Raw genomic sequence first — 24,455 nt, 5'->3', positions numbered from 1 at the left:
CAAATTATAAGCGGATTAAAAGTCACGCGAGGAAAACCCATTGAGCGGTTGGGCACTGGGGACAGATTCGGACTATAGGGACATCCCACGCCTCAAAACCCTTAATTTTGTTGACATATAAGGCTGTCCCTATTAACTGTTTTTAAATTACTCCTCATTAACTTTATCCACCCGGCCCATGTATATTATAGACGGGGGAGATGTATACTGTAGACCGGGGAGAAGTATATTGTAGGCCGGGGAGAGGTATCTTATAGGCGGGAGAGAAGTATATCATAGACCGGGGGAATAAGTATTATGGATGGGGGAGAAGAATATTATAGGAGGGGGGCATGTATACTATAGACGGGGGAGATAAATATTATAGGCCGAGGACCTGTATACTATGGACCGGGGAGAGGTAGATTGTAGACCGGGGGCATGTATATTATAGGCCGGGGAGAGGTAGATTATAGACCGGGGAGAAGTATCTTATAGGCCGGGGGGATGTAATTAAGGGGTGGGGGGCAGTACCCCCCTGAGCGAAAACGAATATATTTATTCTTTAAGGCTGAAAGTGTATTATATTGTATTCTACTGAATCATCAAAAACCGCTTTGTCAAGATTGAAGTGAAAAGCACCGTAGATTAGGCGAATGAGGGGCGTTTAGTTTACGCTTGTTTCTTTCTCTTTATATACATTAATGTAACATCAGTGCTAAAGTCATAACGAATTAATTCTTGACCCCAGCAAGCGGTTGTGTTAAATTCTTGAACGCTATGAAACCAATCATTATAGATAAGAATAATTTGTTCGACTTGCAGTTCTCCATCCAGAAGGCGATGCTGGAAGATTACCGTCTGGATGTCTACATTACCAAGCGCCTGAAGGAATATTCCAGGAACCTCATCCAGCGTTTTATCAAGGATGGCTTAGTCAAAGTGAACGGGAAAACTTCCAAGCCTTCTTACGAGCTCCATGTGGGAGATAATATCACGCTTTCCGTTCCGCGCCTCATCAAGCCGCAGATGGTGCCGGAATCTATCCCGCTTACCATCATCCACGAGGATGAAGATATGATTATCGTCAACAAGCCCCCGAATATGGTCGTTCATCCGGCAGGCGGGCATTGGTCGGGCACGCTTGCCAACGCATTGCTGGGCCATTGCGGGGTTTTGCCTTCCGCCGTGGATTTCGAGCGAATCGTCGGAGGGAAAAAAAAGCCAAGCGATGAATCCATTTACCGCCCGGGCATTGTCCACCGGCTGGATAAGAATACGAGCGGCATCATGCTTGCCGCCAAGACCGCGCGGGCGCATATGTCGCTGGGGAAGCAGTTCGCCAAGCGGACTATTAAGAAGGAATATCTGGCAATCGTGGAAGGTGAGGTAAAGATGGATTCGGATATTATAGACAAGCCAATGTCGCGCCATAAATTCCATAAGGAGAAAATGGCGGTTGCCAAGAAAGGCGAAGGCCGAGAGGCTGTTTCCCATTACGAGGTCCAGGAGCGCTTTAAGGGATTTACCTTTGTCAAGGTCGCGCCCAAAACTGGCCGGACCCACCAGATACGGGTTCATCTGGCTTCTATCGGACACCCGATAGTCGGTGACACCACTTACGGAGGCAGTGCAAAGCTTTCCATAGGCGATTTACTGACGGAGGAACTCAAAAAGGAATCCGACGATAATTTATTAAATGAGATATTACTTGACCGGCAGGCGTTACATGCTTATAAAATAATGTTCCAACATCCGCTAAGCGGCAATATAATGTCGTTCTGCGCGGATTTGCCGGATGATATGAAACGTGCGCTGGAGGCTTTAAGGAAGTATAGAAAGTAAAAGATAGTTTGCGGTGCGTCCTGAGGACGCGGAGTGTCCGAAGGATACACGGATTAATCTGCTTACTATAAGAAAGGTCTTCTGATTATGGAAATGAATGTCAGTTACAAAGGCGGGATTAGGTTTGATGTATCCGTCCGCGGCCATAATATCATTGTTGACCAGCCTAAAGAGCAGGGCGGCAAGGACGAGGGACCGACCCCTCCCGAGCTTTTCATCGCTTCACTTGGGACGTGCATTGGCGTTTATGCCGTCTGGTATTGCCAAAAGCACAAGATTCCTTATGAAGGGATGAAGGTGTCCATGACTTGGGCAAAATCAACCAATCCGCCTGCCAGGATTGATATGATTGACGCGACGATATCTTTGCCCGGCGGCTGTCCGGAAGAACATAAGAAAGGTTTGCATGAGCAGGCGGAAAAGTGTATGGTTCATAATACGATAATGCAAACGCCGGAGATTAATATAATAATATGAAGAAAAGCAGCAAAAAGAAATCTTTGGTCATCGTTGAGTCTCCTGCAAAGGTAAAAACGCTTTCCAAGATATTGGGCGATAACTTTGAAATCAAGGCGTCCTACGGCCATATCCGCGACCTTCCGAAGAAGGGCTTTGGGATAAATATAAAGAAGGATTTTAAGCCGAAATACCAGCTGATGGAATCGCGCGATAAGGTAATAAGCGAATTGAGAAGTTCGCTCGCCGAGGTGGATAAGGTTTACCTGGCGACCGACCCGGACCGCGAGGGCGAGGCGATTGCCTGGCATTTGATGGAAGGGCTGGAGCTGGCGCCGGAGAGGGTGGAACGCGTTACTTTTAACGAAATTACGCCCCAGGCGGTTTTGGATGCCTTTAAGAAAACACGCCAAATTTCCATGAGCCTGGTCAATGCCCAGCAGGCCAGGCGTTTCCTGGACAGGATTGTCGGCTACAAGCTTTCGCCGCTCCTCTGGCGCAAGGTTGCACGCGGGCTTTCTGCGGGTCGTGTCCAATCCGTGGCGGTCAGATTGCTGGTCGAGCGGGAAAAGGAAATAGGCGATTTCAAGCCGCAGGAATACTGGAAAATCAGCGGAGATTTTAAGATAAAAGAAGATGATGAGAAGCCTTTTGAGGCAGCTCTTTATAAAATAGACGATAAGCAGGTCGGGAGTCCCTCTGATGATTCAACCGAGGTTTTTATCCCGAATGAAGCCAACGCAAGGAATTTAGTCAGCGCTCTTGAGGCGACAGATTTTAAGGTTGCGAATATCAGGGAGCGGGAGAATAATCAACAGCCGCCACCTCCTTTTATCACGAGCACCCTGCAGCAGCAGGCCTCGACGCAAATGGGATTTTCCACCAAGAAAACCATGATAGTCGCCCAGCAGCTTTATGAAGGCGTGGATATCGAAGGCGAGCCGGTGGCGCTGATTACCTATATGAGGACCGATGCGGTCAGGGTCAGCGAGATTGCCATCAAGGAATGCCGTGATTTTATCTCCAAGAAATACGGCAAAAGCGAGGTCTTTAAAACGCCGCGCCATTATAAATCGCGTAAGGGCGCGCAGGATGCGCACGAGGCTATCCGGCCGACTTATGTCAGTCAAATGCCTTCTGAGATAAAAGGATACCTGACGCCGGAGCAATACAAGCTTTATAATCTTATCTGGAAGCGGTTTGTCGCCACCCAGATGAAGCCGGGCCATTGGAGAAATAAGACAATCGAGATAGAAGCGGCTTTAAAGAAGCCGTTGCCGCTTGATGTGAATATTATTTCCGGGGAAGCCCAGCCAACGGCTGATAAGATGGATGTAAATAAATGCGTTTTCAGGGTGGACGAAAGGCGATTGGTTTCAAAAGGTTTCCTGGCATTATACGAACCTGAGGAGCAGCTTCTCCCGGAAATGAAAGGCGGCGAAAAGGTTTTATTGATGAAGCTTTTCCCGGCTGCCAACTTTACCCAGCCGTCGCCGCGTTATAACGAGGCGAGCCTGGTTAAGGCGCTGGAGAAATTCGGCATCGGACGGCCATCCACTTACGCCCCGATTATTTCCACCATCCAGGACAGGGGCTATGTCCAAAAAGCCGGGAGGCAACTGGTGGCGACCGAATTGGGGATACTCGTGACCGAAAAGCTGATTCCTTATTTTACGGATATTCTTAACACAAAGTTTACTTCTCAGATGGAAAAGAGGCTGGACGCGATAGAAGAAGAGCGTTCAGATTGGATTTCTTTGCTGAAGGCTTTTTACAGGCTGTTCAAACGTGACCTGGAAAAGGCGACTTTGGAAATGGCATCGTCGAAGGGCAAAGAAAGTGCAACCGGCGAAAAATGCGATAAATGCGGAAAACCGTTGGTTGAACGGTGGGGGCGTTTCGGCAAGTTTCTTGCCTGTTCGGGATATCCTGAATGTAAGAACATTGTATCTCTTAAACCCAAGGTTGAAACCCAGTCTACAGGAGAAGTTTGCGAGAAATGCGGTAAGCCGATGGTGATAAAACGCAGCCGCAAAGGCTGGCGTTTTATGGCCTGTTCAGGCTATCCGGAATGCAAGACTACGAAATCATTGAAAAAGCAGGCCGAACCGGCGGTTGAGCCGGAAAAGGAAACGATAGGCGAATAGAGCACAAAATTATTTGCATATAGGGAAGGATTGAGGTATATTATTGTTGTATGCAAAAGAAGAAATGGTTTTTATTTGTAACGGTTTTCTTGGGATTGTTACTGCTTTTCAACAGTTGCCGTGTTCAAAACACAAACGGGGAAAAGATCCCGGATAATAATGGGGTCGTTGTCCAGAAACGTATCGAGCGTATTAAACACTACCGGGAAATCATTACCGGCACGCTTCCTTTTAAGGATATATTATGGGAAGCTACTACTTCCGATGAGGGCATCAAGAACATAACTCTTATCGGGACAATGCTTTATATTGAAACAGATAAAGCTAAACTTAGGGCATTCACCACAGATATCGGTCGACCGCAATGGGTGCTTAATCTGGCCACGCCTCTTAATTTCCCTCCTTGCGACATAACAGGCCTTTCTCAAAAGCAGGAGTCGCTAAAGGTCCGTATTAGAGATCTGAAAAAGCAACTGGATGATGCAGAGATTTCTTCAGATCGCGATGAGAATAAAATTAACGGATTAAAAGAAAGCTTGCGCAGTGCTAATGAAGTGCTTAAAAGCATATATAGCCAGGATGTGGCGTATTATATTTCCGAGGGATTATTGTATTGTTTAGACCGTTGGAGCGGCGATGTGTTATGGCGAAAGAGGCTGGATTTTGTCCCAAAAGGCGGGCCGACCGCTTCCGGCACTATTGTTTATATAAGTTCAATTGATTTTGACCGGGTATATTACTTTGACGTCAGCAAGAAATTCGAACGCGACTGGTTGAAATTAGACGGTTCCGTTGTCAGCCATATTTATTACGAAAGCCCTGCCATATATTTTGCCTGTGATAACGGCAAGGTTTATGCCTTTAACGCGGATACAGGCGCAAAAATCTGGGATTATAAGACCGAGCAGGCAATCAGGTCTGATATATTGATAGACGGCGATATTATTTATGTGGGCAGCACGGATTATGCTATGTATGCGATTGACCGTAATACAGGGACGCTCAGGTGGAAATACGAAACGGGATTGCCAATATCTTCGACTCCTTACATAGGCGCCAGACGTATTGTTAAGGGAGCGGATGTAATTATCGAGAAAACGCTTTTCTTCAGGACTGATAAGAAAGAAGATTTTTACAGCCTTCTGGTTAACGCACCGGATTTAGCCGGCTCTTATAAATTAAGATGGAAATTCGCCGATGGCAAAAAGTATATGTTGTTCGGTTTGGCTGGTGTTTATATCCTGGGCAAGGACGATATTACTTTATATTCCCTTGATATAGAAAAAGGCGATATTCTTGATAAATATTCGCTTCGAGATTTTCCTTTCAGGGCCGTTGACCCGAATGAATCAATCATATATTTAGGGACTGCTGACGGATATGTTTTTGCGGTTCGAGAGCCCCCTCCGAAATGGTAATGATTTAAAATTGCGGTTTTGAGCAATTAGACATTTTCACTTTGTCAGATTTATGAATTTATCAATCCGCCGGTTTGCCGGACAGAATTCAAAAGAGAAAGGACAATCCGTTGTCTTATTGCTAGGGTTTTTGGTGGTTCTAGGCTTGATGATGGTGGTCTTTTGGATATTAAACCGTGTCCAGGGGGTTAGCCACTCTGCTTATATCGACCAGTTCAGGGCTAAATTCTTGGCACAGGCGGGTATCGAAAGAGCTCTTATAGAATTCCAAAACAATCCTTATGTTTATTTTATCAATGATAACAATACCCCGTGGTTTTACTGGGGAGAGGATTATAATCATAACAATCAGCTCGACAAGGAAGAGGATCAGAATAAAAACAAGCAGCTTGATATTATTGAATGCCCGGGCGAACTGGCGTTAGCTCCTTCTTTTGCCTCGGGCAAAACCCAGAAAATACAGGGTAAAACTATCGGGTGTTCGGGCATCATTCCGCGCCTTGAAGGTGATGTCAGTGATTTATATGTTTTAAAAATCATCGATACAAGCGGTCAGATATATATAAACGGGCGGGGTGAAGGGTTTCTTCAGCTGTTAAATAACCTGGGAAAAATCCTTGATGTAGACAGCGAATTAGGCGACCGGATTTTTGCCGGCAGGGAGAAACTTTCCAATAAATCATTTTCCATAAAAGAAGAATTAAAAGAAATGCTTACGGAAAAAGAATACCGCAGGATAGAGCCGTATATTACTGTTTGGGGACAGCCTAACATAAAGGTGATAAAACCAAAACCATTTTCTAAACGCTTGGGTCAGCCGAAGCATGGCGAGAATATTACCGGAATCAGCCGGTTAAATCCCGGCCTGTTGGAAACAGAGCCGAGGGTTCCGGTAAATATCAACACAGCCCCAAAACCTGTATTAATGGCTGTTTTATTGGGTCTTAACGGGTCTTATATTGCCCAGTCAGGTGTTGTTAATCCGGAATTATCCGATGAAGAGGGAGAGCCTCTTGATAAATTCAATTATGAGGCGGGGGAAGGCCTTAAAATAGGGGTAATTAAAGAAGCGGGCATTGATTATAAATTAACCTCCAGGCTGGCTGAATTGATTATGAAGGAACGGCAGGTGCGGCCTTTCTTTTCATGGACGGATTTTAACAGGTTTTGCGACCGTTTGTTGGAAGAAGGTGTTTTTGGTTCAATCGAAAGTTCGGAAGAATACGAAATAGCCCGGGCAAAAGCGGATCTTATCAAAGCCAGTGCGAATCCTAACACTATGCTTAATGATTTTAATCCCAATGAATTAGTTTTACGGGTTATCGATAAATCAGATTTAAATGTTTATACAACAGAATTTTGCTTCCAGCCCCAAGGTTATTTTGAAATAGAATCAACAGGGATTGTTATAAGGTCTGTTGCAAACCCGATAGAGAGTGCGGAGAAAGGAGAAGGCGATTTTAATGTTACCGGATTGCAGAAAATACGGCAGGTGGTTAAATTATTCGAAAACCATTACGAAACTACCCAGCAAGATTTTTCGCATGGGGTGATTTCCCGCTCCGGAAAAAATGAGTTCACGCACCATAATAAAACCTTGCAGCTTTACCCGGAGCCCGATATCGGTGATTACCAGGAACAGTGTGTTGCTGATGGGCAGATTATGCGTGCGACGACCCAAAACCGCTCCCGCAACAAGGAACGCAACGAGTTGCTTACTTTCCGGAATCATTTTGACGGCACTTTAAAAGCGGATTACAGTGCGGGAAACCCGTCTGCCGTTGAAGGAACGGGAGTTTCGGTATTTGACAATGAAGAGAAGTCTCTATTTGCCGCGGAAAATGCTACGGCCGGTTTGCTTTATCCTGATGGAATATATTCAGAATTGATGTCGTGTCCTTCGTATAAAGCGGAAAATAATCTGGTTGATGCTTTTATTCACCGTAATTTATTTGGGGAAAAACGGTTTCGCGGGACGGTTAGTTTTTGGGTAAAACCGGCTTATTTTGCCAAATCAGCCAAGCCGCAGATTATCTTTAGTTTATCAAAAAGTGATGAAACGCAGAACCTTTTCAGCCTGTTTTTGATTCCTTCGAATTACCAGCCCCGTGGATGGAAAGGATTAAGGTTTTCTCCTGGTCCGCAGGCTATTTGGATGTGGGATGTGGATAAAAGAAAAGGCGATAAGGTGGCTGAGTATATTTTTAGTAACCCCTTGGAATCCAACCGCGGGAAGGGGTGGATTCATATAGGAATTGCATGGGATACCAATCCTCCCCCTAGAATATGGAGTTATAATTGTCCGAATTGTAACGGTAAAGGAAAAATCGATTGGCTATCAAACGTAATTATTTGTCCTCGGTGCAAGGGTGAAGGAAGGATAAGGGAAACTAAATTGACACCTTCGGATATAACCGCATTTTGCATTAACGGTCGGGACATAGGAAAATATATTGGAACAAGCCAGGAAAAATATCCACCTTATATCAGCGAGTATATTGATTTTTCAAGGGATAATCTGATTAGATTAGGGGAGCGTGCCGATGCCCCTTTTTGGAATATTCCGGCGGATGCCACCTTTGATGAGATTGCTATCCAGATACATAGAACTGTGCCAGATGCGAAAGAGTTTATACTCGGAGAATTTCATGAAGGCCGTTATTATAGGGAAGAAGGAGTTTTTACCTCCGGTCCCGTTGATATACCGGGGATTCTTGTTGCGGCAAAAGAGATTGGCGATACTGATGAAAACGCATTGAAGAAAGATAATCCTGGCTTTATTAAATGCCGCGTTGACTGGACCTCTTATTTCCCGTCAGATGCGGAACAAGCATCCGCGCCGATTGGGATACAGTTTTTCGATGAGAGGGGGAGCACGATTTCAGAAATCATGTCCGATCCCGAAAAAGCCAGGTTTGAAATACCTTGGAGACAAAACCCTTCCGAATCGGTTAAATACAAAGTGATTTTCCGGGGATTGCGCGGCGATGTGTTGAGCCCGCTTTTGACAAGCCCTGTTTTTGATGATATATCCATAACTTTTATAAAATCATCGCCGCAAATATGTGAGTCTTATGTGTTGCCATGAAGAATAAAAACATTCTGTTTATTTATATGATTTTGGTTTTAACCGTTGTTTTAACGGCGGTTTTATATGAACAACGCCGGCTATTTGCTGAAGAAGCCGATATCGCAGATTTTAAGAAAGACGAGGAGGATAAAAAAAAGGCGTTTCTGAAAACAGAAACACAATTGGTTGAAGAACAAGGTGCCGAAAGTATCTTTGTGCGCGGTGAAACCAACCTGCCGGCCAACACCTTGTTGCAGGTGGAATTGAAGGGCGGGATTTCACTGCTTAACCAGCCGGATAATGTTCAACTGATTGATATGCTAAAGGTTAGCGTAAATAATGATGGGCAGTATTTCGTCCGGTTTGCCGGTTTTAAGCTTTCTTTTAATGCCGAATATTATGAGGTTAAAATTAGACTCTTCCCCGACCAACCTAAAGATGTGCTGATCGCAGAAAACTTTTCCGAAGATTCCCTTAATCAGCTGGGTGATTACCACCTGATAAATGTTTTGTCTACAAACATCCCTAATATAAGGCAGAAATCGGTAATTGCTTTTATCGGTTTGATAAACGAGCATAAGGAGCTTTACCAGCAGTTGATGGATAAGGTATACGATATAGAAAAAATGAAACAGGGCGATAGTGCAATCGAAGAGAATCTAAAAAAGGTATTCGGTATTAAAAACAAGGAGGAAATATTTGATGCGCTTTCAAACGATTGGCTGGCTTGGGAAAAAGAATGGTTGGCTAAAATTAATAAAATGATTGCAAGCCTGAAAGAAGAAGGGGTGTGCTTCGGGACAGCATCCAATATTTATCAGACAACTAATCAAATACTGGACTATTATCGGGGATACCGCCGGGCGGCTTTTGATGCTAAAAACGTACTGAAGGGTATTCCTTTGCCGGCGTATTTGGTTGAGCCGTTTAAATTATCTGATGAACGCAAGATTCAGCAAATAGATTTGCTTGAAAGCGAAGTTTTGTTGAGAATCAGCCGTGACCTTATTGCCCGGATATATGAAACCGGCTCGGTTTACGGGAAATGCCTTAAAGATAAGGAAAAAGGAAACGAAACTTGGGCAGATTTTAAATTCGCGCTCGTAAAATATCTCAACGGATTAATACTGGAAATGAAAACCTATGCCGATCTTTCTCTCTTTCTGGAAATACCGCCTGATAAGGATCCCAAGAAAGAAAGTTATAAGCAATTAGCATATACGATAGAGTTTTCTTTGATGCTGATAGATAAATTAGATTCAAAACTGATAAATCCGGATAACCAAAAAATAGAAGCGGATATTAACGAACTCATCAATTTCATTAACCAGAAAACAAAAGACTTCCTTTTGAAATAAATATGTTGCGAGTAATTATGATTATTAGTTGCTTAGTTGTTATCTTATCGGCGTGTTATAATTTCCTGGCTGAATCGCAGGAATTTCTTCCGGAAAAGCAGGGTTTTTACCTGAAATCAGGAACGCCGGAGATTGTTTATTATGAGACTGAACAAAAAAGCCTGGTTAAAATAAATGGTAAAACAAATTTGCCGGATTCGTCCGTTATCACTTTGTTTTTTTATTATATTCCGTCTTGTTCCGGGCAAGAAACCGATAAAAGAATGGTCGAGCTGAAAAAATATAAAATTGACAAAGGGGTATATCAGGCGGAGTTCGGCCCATTTCGGGGAAAATTGAATTCAGGCACTTATGTTATTACGGTTACTTTTGATCCGGCGAAACAATACAAGGAAGTGAAAGCGATAATTGGAGATAATCCCGAAGGGCTTAAACAGGAAATAAAGCTTTGTCGGGGGACGGACGATGATATGTTAAAAGAAATCAAGCAGTCTGAAAAGGCCATCCGAGATAATGCCGATGCCTTAAAATCCGTTTTTCAGTCAATCAGTGAAGCGTTCCATAACCAGATAACATTAAAAACGGTTGATAAAAACGCATGGCGTGAGTACTTAATAGGATTCCATAAGGAACTTTCAGCCATATCAGACCGGACCATGTTGATTGACCCTCTTAATGCGTTTAATAGTGTACTCAAAGGTAAAGTTTTTATCGGGGCTTTCGTCCAAGAGCTTGAAATGCTTTCCGAATTATGTGATAAGACTCTTTCAGCAGGCGAGCGGGTTTCAAGCGATAAATATGAGTTCGTGCTCAAAACTATAGAAAAGATAAAAACAGATTTCGAGGCGGAATTTATTCAACTGGGAATTGAAATGGGTAATAAAAAAGTTATTATTGAGCAGATTAGCATTATCGAAAACCACTTTGCGTTTATCCAAAAGGAAATCATCGGGCAAAATAAGTCCGTTAATTCTGAAGAATGGCATGATTGGTTTGAAAAGGAAAAGGACGCCCTCAATAAGGTGCTTTTGGATATTTCCTCTAACCCCGGTCTTATTAAATATAAGACCATATCGGAGATTATACAGGATGTTGTTGTCCTTTGGAAGATAATGGAATCCGATGACGAAAATATGGCTGAAGAGTTTGATGAGAAACTGACGCAACTACAAAAGGTTTTTGAGAAAATTAAAAATCCGCCTGAAGAAAAGCACGAAGAAGAGAGGTGATATTGGTTTAGCCGCACTTTTGGGTCTCGGAATATATTTTTGCCTGCCGGATTAATTCCTTAAATAAGCTTTTTGATTCGGGCGTATCCATTATCTTTTCTGGATGCCATTGCACACCGATAAAAAAGTGGCCAGGCAGTTTTGATTCTATTCCTTCTGTCAAGCCGTCATCAGACCGCGCGCTTATCCGCAGGCTTTTACCAATTTCCCTGATTGCTTGATGATGAAGGCTGTTAACATGGATAGAAGGTTTTCGGATTATATTATACAGAAGGGATGTTTCTAGGATATATAGCCGGTGTTTTGTGAAACTGTGCGAGCCAAGCGATAGGTCGCGTTTTATATCCTGGATAAGGTTTCCGCCCAAAGCCACATTCATAAGTTGTGCGCCGTAACAGATGCCGAGAGTTGGAATACGTTTGTGCCAAGCCTGCCGCACCAGCGAGAAATCAAACTGTTGCTTCGCTTTCAGGATCAGGTTTGTTTTAGGCAATATTTTTTCTCCGTAAACCGCGGGGTGGATATCATCCCCTCCGGAAAAAACCAGCCCGTCGATTAAGCCTAACAATTCGGTTATTGTTTTTTTATCGGTGATTGAAGGCAAGATAATCGGAAGTCCTCCCGCACGCCTCACTGCCTGGTAATAATTTTCCGGCAATTGGCAATAGTCGGAATCTTTTTTATGAACCATATCGCAGTTAATCCCTATAAGCATATTGCAAAACCCCGTATTATTTTAAGTTGATATACTATAACAAGATACATAAAAGGTCAATTATAAAATATCTTGATTTATCTGCCGCAAAATTGTATAAATTAAGGCTTGTTTCTCTATTGCCGGATCGTCTAACGGTAGGACCGCAGACTCTGGATCTGTGTATCTAGGTTCGAATCCTAGTCCGGCAGTTATCATTCTATTACTTAAGCGGGGCACAGAAGAAGCCCCCATCGTCTAGCGGCCAAGGATACGAGATTCTCAGTCTCGGGACTGGGGTTCAAATCCCCATGGGGGTATTAAACAGTGGAAAATAGTTTGCGGGTCACCGATGATTAAAATAGGAATTAACGGCGCTTGCGGCAAGATGGGATTAAGGCTTGCCGGTTTGGCTTCTCAGCAGCCGGGCGTTAAGCTTACGATTGCCTTGGAAAAGCCGGGCCATCGATTGTTAGGAAAAGATATTGGAAATACAGCCGGTTTTGACAGTCGCGAACGTCTTTTAATAACGGATGCCGTTAACGGAAAAATAGCAGACGTAATCCTTGACTTTTCAACACCTTCCGCTACAATGAATTGCCTTGATGTTTGCAAAAAGTATAGGATAGCGTTGTTAATCGGGACGACTGGTTTTAATCCGGCGCAGTTAAAAAAGATAAAAGATGCCGGAAAGTTGATACCGGTTTTATTAAACCCCAATTTCAGCCAGGGAGCCGGTCTTTTAGGGCAGCTTGGAAGCGAGGCAATAAAAAGCTTTGGTAAAAATGTGAATGCTGAGATTATCGAAACCCACCATAGCGCCAAGCGTGATGCACCCAGCGGAACTGCTCTTAAGCTGGCTCAAGCATTGCTTAAAGACCTGAAACGAAAAAGTATGCCTATCCATTCGGTAAGAGTGGGACAGGTTGTCGGAGAACATAAAATAATCTTCGCTATTCCGGGAGAAAGAATTGAGCTAACCCATAAAGTAGACAGCCGAGATGCATTCGTTTACGGTGCTTTGAAAGCGGCTGTTATCCTTGCCCGCAAAAAAGCCGGATTTTATGCGTTAAGCAATATTTTAAGGAGTGAATAAGCATGATAAAAAAACTGGCGTATTTGGCTTTATTTCTTTCGTTAGCGGCTATTTTAAATCTGGCATATAGTGAAGATAAACCTGCAGAGCCTTCAAAGGAAAAAGCACCGGAAGCTCCTCCCTGGATGCAGGTGGTTCATTCATGCAAGGCAGAGAACGTAAAGAATAAAATCCTGAACATAAAAAAAGGTGGATTTATTTCATTCGATGATATGGTTAAGGACATTTCCAAAGTCCCGGTTGTTTTTATCGGCGAGATGCATATGGATGTCTCCCACCATCTGGTCCAGGAAAAGGTATTCAAAGCTCTATATGATAAATCCAAGGATATGGTTTTGGGGTTGGAAATGTTCCAGCATCCTTACCAGAAAGACCTTAACGCATATCTTAAGAATGAAATTACAGAAACAGATATGCTTAAAAACACGGAATATGAAGAACGTTGGGGGTATCCATGGGAATTTTACCGCCCGACGGTTTTGTTTGCCAAAGCCAATAAACTACCGGTAATCGCGCTGAATGTTCCTGCAGAAATAACCAGAAAGGTCGCACAGAAAGGCTTAAAAGGATTGAGCGATGAGGAAAAGAAACAAATCCCGGAATCGATAGATACTGCTAATGAAGCACATAAGAAATATATCAACTCCATTTTTGGGGAAGGCGACCACAGCAAGATGATGAATATGGACAACTTCTACGAAGCACAATGCCTCTGGGAAGATGGCATGGCGGATGCAATCGCCAAGTATTTTAAATCCGCACAGCAGCAACCTCCCCAAAGCGATAGCGGCGATGGGACAGAAGATAAAAAGCCTCGGGACAACAGCGACGTCCTGTCCCAACCGGGGCAGATGGTCGTATTCGTTGGGGGAGGCCATATAATTTATAAATTCGGCATACCCGAACGCATGGCAAAAAGGACCAATATGGCTTTCCGGACTATTCTGCTGGTTTCCGTTGAGGGCTTGTCAGATTTCAAGAAGGGTTTAAAGGCCAACAACCTCCCGCCGGCTGATTACGTTTATTTTACCGAACAGATTGATATGAATAAGAAAACACCCACTATAGGTTTGATGATTGAACCGGCCGGCGATGACAAGGAAGGAATGAAGATTGCTCAGGTTAATCCCGGGTCTCCTGGAGAAAAAGCCGGTTTAGAGGTTGGCGATATTATTATCGCGATTGACGGCAAAAAAACCAGCACCGCAGTCGAGTTAAAAATGATAATGATGGAGAAAAAAGCAGGTGATGAAATTGAGCTGACTGTCATCCGTGGTGGTGAAGAGAAAAAGATTAAAGTAAAACCGGAATAATCAAGAAAGGAGTAAATCTATGGCTAAAAAAGATGCTGTTACCAAAAGGCATATCGCTTTACGCATCGCCAAGCAGCAGCATATGCCCCAAACCGATGTTTTGAAAATCGTCCAGGGAACGTTTGATGCCATCATCGATATCCTTGCGGAAAAAGGCCGGCTGGAATTGAGAAACTTCGGTGTGTTTCTGGTTAAGATAAGGAAACCCCGTCAGGCGCGCAACCCGCGCACCGGCGAACCGGTCATGCTCCCGAAACGAAAAGTGGTTACCTTTAAGCCCGGTACCATGATGTATCAGAAAATAGTGTAATTAAAATATGAAACCTTCGGAAAAACCTATTTTTGATGTCCTTAATAAAATTGACAGGATTGACCAGCACGGTTATTTGTTTGAGTTGTGCGAGAACATCCTGAATATACTCAAGGCGGAAAGCTGCCTCCTCTTTGAAATTGACGAGCATACCGAAGAGCTTTATACTTTCTGCAGCGTGGGCAAGGGTTCCGATGAACTGCGCCGTGAAATAAAGATACCCAAAGGCAAAGGCGTGGCCGGACGAACGGCGTTTAATCTTAAGCCGCTTATTATCGAAGACATTTCCTCCGACCCGTATTACGCTGAAGAAGAAAAGTTTATCTCGGCTAATGTTGCCGGGAAACAAAACTCTAACGGCAAAAAATCCATACTGGCTATTCCGCTTGTCGTTTTCGGCGAGTTCTTCGGCGTGATGGAAATCGCCTCTAACGGAAGCCGTAAACTTGCCATGTCCGATATTGAACTCATTCAGCCGATAATCAATATGATTACCATCGGGCTTCGCCGAGAGAATCCTTATGCCTTTACCCAGCTGGCAGAGGTTTGCATAAGGTTTCTGGAAGAGCGCGACCGCTATACCCACGGCCATTCTTTAAGAGTCAAGGAATACTGCATGATTATTGCCGATGAAATGAAACTGACCGAGCTCCAAAAACAGGATTTGAGCCTGGCCGCGGTCCTGCATGATATCGGCAAGGTTACCTTGAAAGACACGCTTCTTTCCAAGGATACGAACCTGACCAAACTGGAACTGCAATCAATCCGCATGCATCCGATTATCGGATACAACATTATTTATAATATAAACAAATCACTGGCGCGGGTTATCCTTGCCCACCACGAGCAATACGATGGCGGCGGTTACCCCCAGGGCTTAAAAGGGGATGAGATCCCTCTCCTTTCCAGGATTATCTGCCTGGCAGATACTTTTGATGCCATGACTATGGACCGTCCTTATCGCCAGGCAATGGATGTGGATTATGCCATTAAAGAAATTTCACTGCTTTCAGGCAAGCAGTTCGACCCTCTTGTTAACGAGGCGTTTTTATCTATGTATCGGAAAGGGAGAATAAATATTTTAGTATGAGAAAAAAACGAGTGCAGAAAGTTAAAAAGGTCGTTCAGGTAAAACCCCAGTCTTTTAAGATAAAACCGGGCATGGCTCTTAAAAACGATGATTTTACCGAAGGCAACCTTTGCCTTACTTCTTTTAAACCTATCCTGGAATACCAATGGGATGCTGGCGTGGCTATCGGCAGATACCTGGAAGGCTTGAAAAAAGGCGTGCTTTTGGCGCGCCGTTGCCAGCATTGCTCCAGGGTGCTTATCCCGCCGAGGATGTTTTGCGAGTGGTGCTTCAAGCCTACTTCGGATTGGATTCCTTTGCAGGATACCGGTACGGTCAACACGTTTTCGCTCTGCTATATCAGCTGGAATATGAAACGGCTGGTTGAGCCGCAGATACCGGCGGTTGTCGAGATAGACGGCGCTTCTCCCGGAATGGGCATCATGCACCTTCTGGGCGAAATCGAGCCGCGAAAGGTCAGGGTTGGCCTGCGCGTCAAAGCCGTCTGGAAAGAACCAGCCCAGCGTACCGGCGCCATTACGGATATAAAATATTTTAAGCCTGTTTAACCCGAAACCGCGAAATTAGCGGAACGATAGCACGAAAGAGTAAATCCTTTGTGCTTTCGTATTAATTCCGTGTTTTTGTGTATATAAAGGAGTAAATTATGAGCGATTTCATTCGTTGGAAAGGCAATATGCCCGTTGAATATATCTATACCGCGGGCTTGGCCGGCGAAAGGTTCTTCCGCGAAATACGCGACAAGGAAAAACTTATGGGTACGGTCTGCTCCAAATGCCGCAAGCTTTACCTCCCTCCCAGATTATACTGCGAAAGCTGTTTTAAGACACTGGATAAATGGAAGCCCGTTCCCAAAAAAGGGACCATCCAGACATTTACCATCTCTTATACGGATATGAACGGCATGGCTTTACTGGAACCGATCATCGTGGCATTTATCACGTTTAAGGGAATCACCGGGGGAATCTTGCATAAAATAGGGGAGGCTCGCCTGGAAGAAATCAAAATCGGGATGAACGTGGTTCCTGTCTATAACGAGCCCAAAAAACGGACCGGCAGTATTCTTGATATAAAGTATTTTATTCCGACGTAAAAATTCTTAAGGCTTAAAGGATATGTCGGATTTGTCACTCCATCGGGCTTAGGAGTTGCATGGTTTCGTTCACTGCGTCTGCCACCGGGACCGCTTTCTGTTTTAGTTCCTTGCGTAACTTGATATCCACAGTTTGTTTTTCTATCGCGTATTTGCCGACCGTGACGCGGATGGGAATCCCTATCAAATCCGCATCCTTGAACTTAATCCCGGCTGAAAGGTCGCGGTCGTCCCACAGGACATCCACTCCCTTTGCCGCGAGCTTTGTATAAAGCATCTGCGATATTCGGGCGATTTCTTCCTTTTCCGGATTGATGGAGGAAATAACCACGTCATACGGTGCGATTTCGTTTGACCAAATGATACCGTTTTCGTCATAGGAATTTTCGATGAACGAGGCGATGATACGGTTAACCCCGATTCCGTAACAGCCCATGATATCAGGCAGTAGATTGCCTTTTTCATCCAGGAAGCTTGCCGAGAGCGCCTCCGAATAACGAGTGCCGAGCTTAAATACATGCCCGATTTCTATCCCGTGCGATATGGTAAGTTTTTCACCGCACTTCGGGCACAAATCTCCTTCCGCGACTACCCGGATATCCGCCGCCTTGGAGAAAGTGAAATCGCGGGTTAGATTGACATTCACCAGATGCGTATCAAACTTGTTGGCGCCTGCCACGAAGTTCCTCATCCCAAGCACCGCGTTATCTGCGATGATTTCTATCCCCTTTAATCCGACCGGCCCGGAAAATCCCATCGGTCCGCCGGTGACTTTTTGTATTGTTTCTACATCCGCCATGGAGATATTATTCGTGCCGACCAGTTGAGAGAGCTTATAAACATTAAGTTCGTGGTCGCCTCTTAACAAGACGGCAATCGGTTTCCCGTTTGCCATGCAGATAAGTGTTTTTAGCATCATTTCCGGTTTTGCCTTGAGGAACTCGCTTATCGCTTCTATAGAAGTTTTACCGGGCGTTAGTATTTCTGACATCGGTTTAAGCGTGATGGTCGCGTCTTTGGTTATCTTCATGTTGGCCGGTGCCAGCACGATGTTTGCCCCGTAATTGCACTTCGGGCAGGTGACGAATAAATCCTCGCCCATGGCAGAAGGCGTCATGAATTCGTGGGAAACATTGCCGCCCATCAGGCCGCTTTCCGCCTCGACTATGCTGTATTTCACCCCGCAGCGGTCGAATATCCGGCAATAGGCGTCGTACATCGCCTGGTAGCTTTTGTCCAGACCTTCCTTGGTTGTATCAAAGCTGTAGGCGTCCATCATCAGGAATTCCTTGGAGCGGATGATGCCGAAGCGCGGGCGCATCTCATCGCGGAATTTTGTCTGTATCTGGTAAAGCGTTACCGGCAGCTGCCGGTAAGAGCGTATTTCGTTGGCAACGAGGTCGGTTACAATTTCCTCGTGGGTCGGCCCAAGGACGCTTATCTTATCCGTCCGGTCTTTTACCTTATAGATGATATCGCCGAAAAGCGCCAGTCGTCCTGTTTTCTCCCAGAGTTCAACGGGATGAATCGCCGGCATAAGGAGCTCCTGCGCGCCTGCCCGGTCTATTTCCTCGCGGACAATATTTATGACCTTGTTTAAAACCTTCTGCCCTAAAGGCAGGTAGGTGTATGTCCCAGCGGCCAGCTTACGGACGAGCCCCGCGCGGACCATCAGCTTGTGGCTTATGGTTTCCGCATCCGAGGGGTCTTCTTTAAGGGTTGGAATAAACGCCTGTGACCATTTCATAAGTTATTTATATATATCGGAATTATCTGACAGAATCAAATATATTATTGTAAATATTTGCCGAGTGGTTTCTTCAATCTCTCCAGAGCCTTGGTCATGCGGGTTTTCACCGTTATCTCGGCGATGCCGAGTATTTCCGCGATTTCGGAATATGGGAGTTTCTGGTACATGCTCATCACCACGACTATCCGCTCTTTTTCGGAGAGCTTCCTGAGCGCCTCCTTTATGGAATCTTTTACTTCGTTGGACATTGCCTCCTCATCCGGCGCTGTCTTGTCTCCGGGGAAATCCGGCGCGGAGTTTTCATCCCTGCTTCCCGCAAATGTGGTGAAAGGGATGACGCGCCTGAGCTTTTTGCCCTCGTTAATCCAGTAGTTTTTGGCTATGTGGAAGAGGTAGGTTATGACCTTGGCCTGTGGCTGGTAATTTTCCCGGTAGAGCCATATCCTGTAGAAGACTTCCTGCAAGCAATCCTCGGCAATGGATTTGCTTCCACTCATCCGGTAGAAGAAATTGCCCAAAGGCTGGCTGTATAGATGATACAACTCTTCGAAGGCGGATTTGTCGCCGTTCTTCACGCGCATCATCAGTTCTATGTGTGCATCTCCAGCCATTGACTGTAAATTTAGTACACCGATTTAGCGGATTAAGCAGATGGGTTTTATCTCTTAAGGGAAAAGAAATAATCCGTAAAATCTGCTTAATCCGTGTACAGATTACACTTAATAATGCATAAATTAAAGCAGAGGGTCAATTAAAAACAGGGTATAAAAGAATTGAGACTAATAACTATATGCTGACAACTATCTTCTATCCGACTTCGTTATAAATCCTTCCGCGGAAATCCACTCCCAGCTCTCCGGCAATCTGGCGGCATTTCTGGACATCCACATCCGGGTGGGATACGCAGGTGACTTCAATCCTTGGGATGTATTGCTTGGCTTCCCTGATGAATTCCAGCACCTTATAGAAAGTTTCCGCACCGAATTTGGGATGGCAGATTTTTACATACTGCTCCGGAGTAACCGCATTGAGGCTTATGGACATGGCGTCAATCAGACCTTTTAGCTCCGACCCAATCGAGCGGTTATTAATCAGGTTGCCGTGCCCATTGGTATTCAGGCGTATATAGGTGTTTTTCTTCTTAAGGTACTTGGCGATTTCTTTTATCACATCAAGCCGCATGGTCGGTTCGCCATATCCGCAGAAGACCACTTCCTTGTATTTGGATGAATCGCCGATGGCGTCGATTATTTCCTTTACGCTTGGCTCCGTTTCCAGCCGCAAATTATGTCCCTTTACATAGTTGGTGAATTTGGTCACGCAGAAGATACAGCTGGAGGTGCACCGGTTGGTAATATTAAGGTAAAGCGAGTTCCTGATATTATAAGCAATCTTGCTCTTTTCGCTCAAAGGTGCGAGCTTGAATAATTCCATGGCGTTAAGGGTGGTGATTCTCCCGATATCGTCCTTGGAGAGTCCGTAGATTCTGGAGAATTCCTCAAGGGCGTGGACGATATAAGCCGGTTCGTTGCGCAATCCGCGCCTGGACTGCGGGGCGAGGAACGGGCAATCCGTTTCCAGAAGCAGCTTTTCGACCGGTATGGTCTTGGTCACGGCGCGCAGTTTCTCCGCGTTCGGGTATGTCACCGGCCCGGCAATCGAGATGTAAAATCCTAAATCAAGGAATTCCCTTGCCGTTTCCGTGGAGCCGGAAAAGCAGTGCGCTACGCCTTTGGCCTTTTCCCCCAACTCGGCTCTGATTATTTCTAAAGTCTCATTGTGAGCTTCCCTCGAATGGATGACCACGGGTTTGGCAACCTTCTTAGCAATTCGGAGTTGCCTTGTAAAAATCTCTTTCTGCTTATCGCGTGGGCTTTTATCCTTGTAGAAATCGAGCCCGATTTCGCCTATGGCAACCACTTTGGGATTGGCGGCTAATTTTTCCAGTTCGATATAATCAGCCTCTTTAACGGTTTGTGCCTCGTGCGGATGGATTCCCACCGCCGCGTAAAGGTTTTCGTATTGTTCGGCAAGCGCTATTACCTTACGGCTGGATTCGATGGAGGTTCCGATATTTATAATATAGCCGATATTGGCTTCCTTGGCGTGCTGGATGACGTCATCGCGGTCTTTATCGAAGTCCGGAAAATCAAGATGGGCGTGTGTGTCTATTAACATGGCGTTACAAGTTATAGGTTTTAAGTTGCAGGTTGAATTAACTTATAACTCGTAACCTGTAACCTTTAACAGTATTTGGTGGAGGTGAGGGGAATTGAACCCCTGGCCTTGTGAATGCCATTCACACGCTCTCCCAGCTGAGCTACACCCCCATTCTAATTTGCATCAATTAAAGTGATAGAATATATTGTTTATTTGCGTATGTCAATTTATTTTTCTTATAGAATTCTTGCCACTAAGACACCAAGACACTAAAAATATAATTAAGAATTAGATTCTTTTTTTTGTGCCTTAGTGCCTTTGTCCCGCTCCACTATGTTTCGGGGATACCCGATTAATAGGGAATCCCAACCTTCAGGTAGGGGATGGCAATATATTTTTCTTGACGGCAAATCAGCGGGGGAGTAAAATCCATATTGATATATGAAAATAACCACACCGCTTACCGATGCCGTGGTTAATAGCTTATCCGCCGGAGATAAAATCACCCTTTCCGGCGTAATCTATACCTCGCGCGATGCCGCCCACAAGCGCATCTACGACGAAATCATCCTCGCCGGCAAGGAAAAGCGCGTCCCGAAACTGCCTTTCGACCTGAAAGGAAGCGTTGTATACTACGTCGGTCCCACTCCCGCCAAGCCAGGACAGGTTATCGGCTCGGCCGGCCCGACCACTTCCTACCGGATGGACGCCTATTCCCCGCTCCTTATGGAGGACGGATTGAAAGGCATGATAGGTAAAGGCAAGCGCTCTCCTGAAGTGATAGAGGCGATTAAGAAATACAAGGCAATATACTTCGCGGCGGTCGGCGGCGCGGCCGCTCTTTTAAGCCAGCATATCAAGAAAGCCGACCTCATCGCCTACGATGATTTGGGACCGGAAGCAGTCCGCAGGCTCGAAGTGGAAGATTTCCCGCTTATCGTCATCAACGATACCAAAGGCAACGACCTCTACGAAATCGGCGTGAAGCAGTATGCCAGACTGACATAAATCTTAATCGGTAAGTCAGGCACGCTCGCTACTAATCTAATATTTATAATAGAAGTGCGAGACAGTGCCCGCCTTTAATCCCATACATCTATTATAAGGACGAGGACAGCGCTCGCCAATAATAACCGCATTTATTTGAAATACGCCAATATTTTTATTATACTCGCTTAAATGTTAATTCGCTGTTGGGGAAGCCGCGGCTCGATTCCGGTTTCGGGCAAAGAATACCTGAAATACGGCGGGAGCACCACCTGCCTGGAAATACGGACGAAAAACGATTACATAATCATTGTTGACGCCGGTTCGGGCATCCGGAAGCTCGGCAACAAACTTATTAGCGAAAAGCGGTTTGAATATTCGCTGGTCTTCACCCACGCGCACTGGGACCATATCCTCGGATTCCCTTTCTTTAAGCCCATTCACATGAAGCAGACTAAAATAGATATGTTCGGCTGCCCATTTGCCCAGGATTCCGTCAAGAATATAATTTCCGGCACCATGGTGCATCCGAACTTCCCGGTGAATTACAGCGAAGTCAAGGCGGATATTACCTATCACGGCATTTGTACTGAAACATTTAAGATTGATTCTATCTCTGTTTCACCGATTTTATTGAGCCATCCTGACCAGGGCATGGGTTATAAGTTTACCGAAGATGGGAAAAGCTTTATCTTCATAACGGATAACGAGCTTACATATAAGCATCCGGGGGGATTAGAATACGCGGATTACGTCAAGGCGTGTGCGGGTGTGGATTTGCTTATCCACGATGCCGAATTCACGGCAGAGGAATACGCCCGGACCAAGACCTGGGGGCATAGCGTTTATACGGACGCTTTACGGCTGGCGTTGGAAGCTAAGGTGAAAAAGTTCGGCTTATTCCACCATAACCAGGAAAGGGAAGACGAAGCGATTGACGGCTTTGTCTCGGATTGCCGTCGTATCATCAAAAACAAGAAATCATCATTGGACTGCTTCGCCACGGCTGAGGGGATGGAACTGGGTCTGTAAACAAAACGTCCTCTGAATTGTCCCTGAAATAATTGATATGATGCCTATAGAAATCAAATTAATAGTTACCGGATTTATCTTTCTGATAGGGATAGCTGTTTGTTTTATCGATATGAAAAAGGAAAGGGCTCTTCCTGATTGGATGTGGAGATGGGGGAGTAATGACCCGACTAAACGTCTTTTATATAAACAGGATCGGTCCCCAAGGAAATATTTTAAGCATGCTATCTTAATATGGTTTGTAATATGCCTCGGCGTGATGTGGGTAGTTTTCTGATAGTAAAAGCTATTTCCTCGGCCTCAACCCGTTCAGGAAGATGTCTATGGTTAGCTGGGCGATTTCGCCTTGGCTTCTTTTGCGGTAATACGCCTCATCCCCAATTTTCCTGAAAACGAATATATGCGTTTGCATCTCAATATAAGCGTGTTTCAGCCTACCCCCATACCCCTACCCCCCTCCTACCTAACTCTCCCTTCATTATAAATATTGCAAGTATGGCATCACAGTAAGGTACCTATCCATTATAATTAAGCTAAGTGTGGCAATATAGTAAGGTAGCCATCCATTATAATTAAAATAAGTATGGCATCAAAGTAAGGCCCCATTCCACTATAATTAAAATAGGCGTGGTATCATAGTAAGGTGTCTATCCATTATAATAGAGCTAAGTATGGCAACATAGTAAGGTAGCTATCTATTATAATTAAGCTAAATATGGCATCATAGTAAGGTACCCCTCCATTATAAAGATAGTAGGCTCTTCCTATCCAAAAATCAGGGCGGAAAATGGCGTCACGTTTCACTACCACTTCGTTACATTTCGGGAACGCTTGATTATGCTTTATTATGGATTGTATCCCGACACAGCCGGTCGGGACATCACCCCCTGTCGGGGACCTTCGGTTGCGTTCCGGAGGCGGGGACGTCATTGATACTAAAAAGTTATTAAGGTAAACATCCCACTTCTCCCGCCTTGCGGGATTCGGGGACACCTGATTGATTATATTGTAGAGGTGTGATTATTTCTTGACAATTTCCTATTAAATGTTATCCTATAAGAGTTAATAAATTAATAATAAATGATATGGCATTAGTAGCAGAAAAAAAGACAGGGGTTATTAAGGCGCACCAGGTGCATAAGAAAGATACCGGTTCGTCACAGGTCCAAATCGCGCTCTTAACCGAGCGGATAGCCGAATTAACCGAACATTTTAAGCGCCACCCCAAGGATACCAATTCCCGTAGGGGCTTGCTTATGATGGTCGGACACCGTTCAGCCCTTCTTAAATATCTTGCCAAACACCAGCCATCCAAATACCAGGAAATTATCAAGAAGCTCGGCATTCGTAAATAACACGGCTCGTTTTAAGAAGTCCGTTTATACATAAACAATAATATTCCCGAATACTGTGTATCGGGATAATAAT

At 44.8% G+C, this 24,455-nt stretch carries 20 protein-coding genes and 3 tRNA genes; 18 read left to right on the top strand and 5 right to left on the bottom strand.

Annotated elements, in window-relative coordinates; translation table 11 throughout:
* Positions 1-822: 822 nt before the first annotated feature.
* From HY811_00965 to HY811_00935, 7 genes are all read left to right on the top strand, one after another.
* Positions 823-1,824: an RluA family pseudouridine synthase gene (locus HY811_00965; GenBank protein ID MBI4833376.1), complete on the top strand. Its 1,002-nt coding sequence runs from the start codon at positions 823-825 to the stop codon at positions 1,822-1,824.
* Between the two features lie 87 nt (positions 1,825-1,911).
* Positions 1,912-2,301, top strand: coding sequence for an OsmC family protein (locus tag HY811_00960; protein MBI4833375.1), 390 nt, complete (start codon positions 1,912-1,914; stop codon positions 2,299-2,301).
* Positions 2,298-4,427 (top strand): type I DNA topoisomerase, encoded by a 2,130-nt coding sequence (topA, locus tag HY811_00955; protein MBI4833374.1) that lies wholly within the window; start codon positions 2,298-2,300, stop codon positions 4,425-4,427. The genes HY811_00960 and topA overlap by 4 nt, the downstream gene beginning before the upstream one ends.
* Before the next feature lie 50 nt (positions 4,428-4,477).
* A complete protein-coding gene (locus HY811_00950; GenBank protein MBI4833373.1) occupies positions 4,478-5,845 on the top strand; it encodes a PQQ-binding-like beta-propeller repeat protein in 1,368 nt (455 codons plus the stop codon).
* Between the two features lie 52 nt (positions 5,846-5,897).
* Complete coding sequence (locus HY811_00945; protein ID MBI4833372.1) at positions 5,898-8,933, top strand: hypothetical protein; 3,036 nt, start codon at positions 5,898-5,900, stop codon at positions 8,931-8,933.
* Positions 8,930-10,273 (top strand): hypothetical protein, encoded by a 1,344-nt coding sequence (locus HY811_00940; protein ID MBI4833371.1) that lies wholly within the window; start codon positions 8,930-8,932, stop codon positions 10,271-10,273. Before HY811_00945 ends, HY811_00940 begins: the two co-directional genes overlap by 4 nt.
* Before the next feature lie 17 nt (positions 10,274-10,290).
* Positions 10,291-11,502: a hypothetical protein gene (locus HY811_00935; protein MBI4833370.1), complete on the top strand. Its 1,212-nt coding sequence runs from the start codon at positions 10,291-10,293 to the stop codon at positions 11,500-11,502.
* 7 nt (positions 11,503-11,509) lie between these two features.
* Here HY811_00935 and HY811_00930 read toward each other — a convergent pair whose 3' ends face one another.
* Positions 11,510-12,193: a gamma-glutamyl-gamma-aminobutyrate hydrolase family protein gene (locus HY811_00930; GenBank protein MBI4833369.1), complete on the bottom strand. Its 684-nt coding sequence runs from the start codon at positions 12,191-12,193 to the stop codon at positions 11,510-11,512.
* A 144-nt stretch (positions 12,194-12,337) separates the two neighbouring features.
* Here HY811_00930 and HY811_00925 point away from each other — a divergent pair.
* From HY811_00925 to HY811_00890, 8 genes are all read left to right on the top strand, one after another.
* A tRNA-Gln gene (locus HY811_00925) sits at positions 12,338-12,408 on the top strand.
* 35 nt (positions 12,409-12,443) lie between these two features.
* Positions 12,444-12,516: transfer RNA gene (locus tag HY811_00920), tRNA-Glu, on the top strand.
* A gap of 32 nt (positions 12,517-12,548) precedes the next feature.
* Entirely contained in the window at positions 12,549-13,292 is a 744-nt protein-coding gene (gene dapB / locus HY811_00915) for a 4-hydroxy-tetrahydrodipicolinate reductase (protein MBI4833368.1), read from the top strand.
* 2 nt (positions 13,293-13,294) lie between these two features.
* Positions 13,295-14,605, top strand: coding sequence for a ChaN family lipoprotein (locus HY811_00910; GenBank protein MBI4833367.1), 1,311 nt, complete (start codon positions 13,295-13,297; stop codon positions 14,603-14,605).
* Between the two features lie 19 nt (positions 14,606-14,624).
* The gene (locus HY811_00905; protein ID MBI4833366.1) at positions 14,625-14,915 is read left to right on the top strand and encodes an integration host factor subunit beta; all 291 of its coding nucleotides are present in this window, start codon (positions 14,625-14,627) and stop codon (positions 14,913-14,915) included.
* A 7-nt stretch (positions 14,916-14,922) separates the two neighbouring features.
* Entirely contained in the window at positions 14,923-16,005 is a 1,083-nt protein-coding gene (locus HY811_00900) for an HD domain-containing protein (GenBank protein MBI4833365.1), read from the top strand.
* Positions 16,002-16,553 (top strand): Zn-ribbon domain-containing OB-fold protein, encoded by a 552-nt coding sequence (locus HY811_00895; protein MBI4833364.1) that lies wholly within the window; start codon positions 16,002-16,004, stop codon positions 16,551-16,553. The genes HY811_00900 and HY811_00895 overlap by 4 nt, the downstream gene beginning before the upstream one ends.
* A gap of 98 nt (positions 16,554-16,651) precedes the next feature.
* A complete protein-coding gene (locus HY811_00890) occupies positions 16,652-17,098 on the top strand; it encodes a Zn-ribbon domain-containing OB-fold protein (protein MBI4833363.1) in 447 nt (148 codons plus the stop codon).
* A 34-nt stretch (positions 17,099-17,132) separates the two neighbouring features.
* Here HY811_00890 and HY811_00885 read toward each other — a convergent pair whose 3' ends face one another.
* From HY811_00885 to HY811_00870, 4 genes are all read right to left on the bottom strand, one after another.
* Complete coding sequence (locus HY811_00885) at positions 17,133-18,845, bottom strand: proline--tRNA ligase (GenBank protein ID MBI4833362.1); 1,713 nt, start codon at positions 18,843-18,845, stop codon at positions 17,133-17,135.
* Positions 18,846-18,889: 44 nt separating this feature from the next.
* Entirely contained in the window at positions 18,890-19,459 is a 570-nt protein-coding gene (locus HY811_00880; protein MBI4833361.1) for an RNA polymerase sigma factor, read from the bottom strand.
* 196 nt (positions 19,460-19,655) lie between these two features.
* Complete coding sequence (locus tag HY811_00875) at positions 19,656-21,026, bottom strand: YchF/TatD family DNA exonuclease (GenBank protein ID MBI4833360.1); 1,371 nt, start codon at positions 21,024-21,026, stop codon at positions 19,656-19,658.
* A 76-nt stretch (positions 21,027-21,102) separates the two neighbouring features.
* Positions 21,103-21,178, bottom strand: a tRNA-Ala gene (locus tag HY811_00870).
* 271 nt (positions 21,179-21,449) lie between these two features.
* On the opposite strand from HY811_00870, the gene HY811_00865 reads away from it, so the two are divergent.
* The 3 genes from HY811_00865 (at position 21,450) to rpsO (ending at position 24,382) form a co-directional block, all read left to right on the top strand.
* The gene (locus tag HY811_00865; protein ID MBI4833359.1) at positions 21,450-22,016 is read left to right on the top strand and encodes a Fe-S-containing hydro-lyase; all 567 of its coding nucleotides are present in this window, start codon (positions 21,450-21,452) and stop codon (positions 22,014-22,016) included.
* A 171-nt stretch (positions 22,017-22,187) separates the two neighbouring features.
* Entirely contained in the window at positions 22,188-23,027 is an 840-nt protein-coding gene (locus HY811_00860; protein MBI4833358.1) for an MBL fold metallo-hydrolase, read from the top strand.
* A 1,085-nt stretch (positions 23,028-24,112) separates the two neighbouring features.
* Positions 24,113-24,382 (top strand): 30S ribosomal protein S15, encoded by a 270-nt coding sequence (gene rpsO, locus HY811_00855; GenBank protein MBI4833357.1) that lies wholly within the window; start codon positions 24,113-24,115, stop codon positions 24,380-24,382.
* The last annotated feature ends 73 nt before the right edge of the window (positions 24,383-24,455 follow it).

This window comes from Planctomycetota bacterium (assembly GCA_016207825.1).
In the GTDB taxonomy this organism is placed as follows: Bacteria; Planctomycetota; MHYJ01; order JACQXL01; family JACQZI01; genus JACQZI01.
This window is presented reverse-complemented; position numbering and strand designations above follow the sequence as displayed.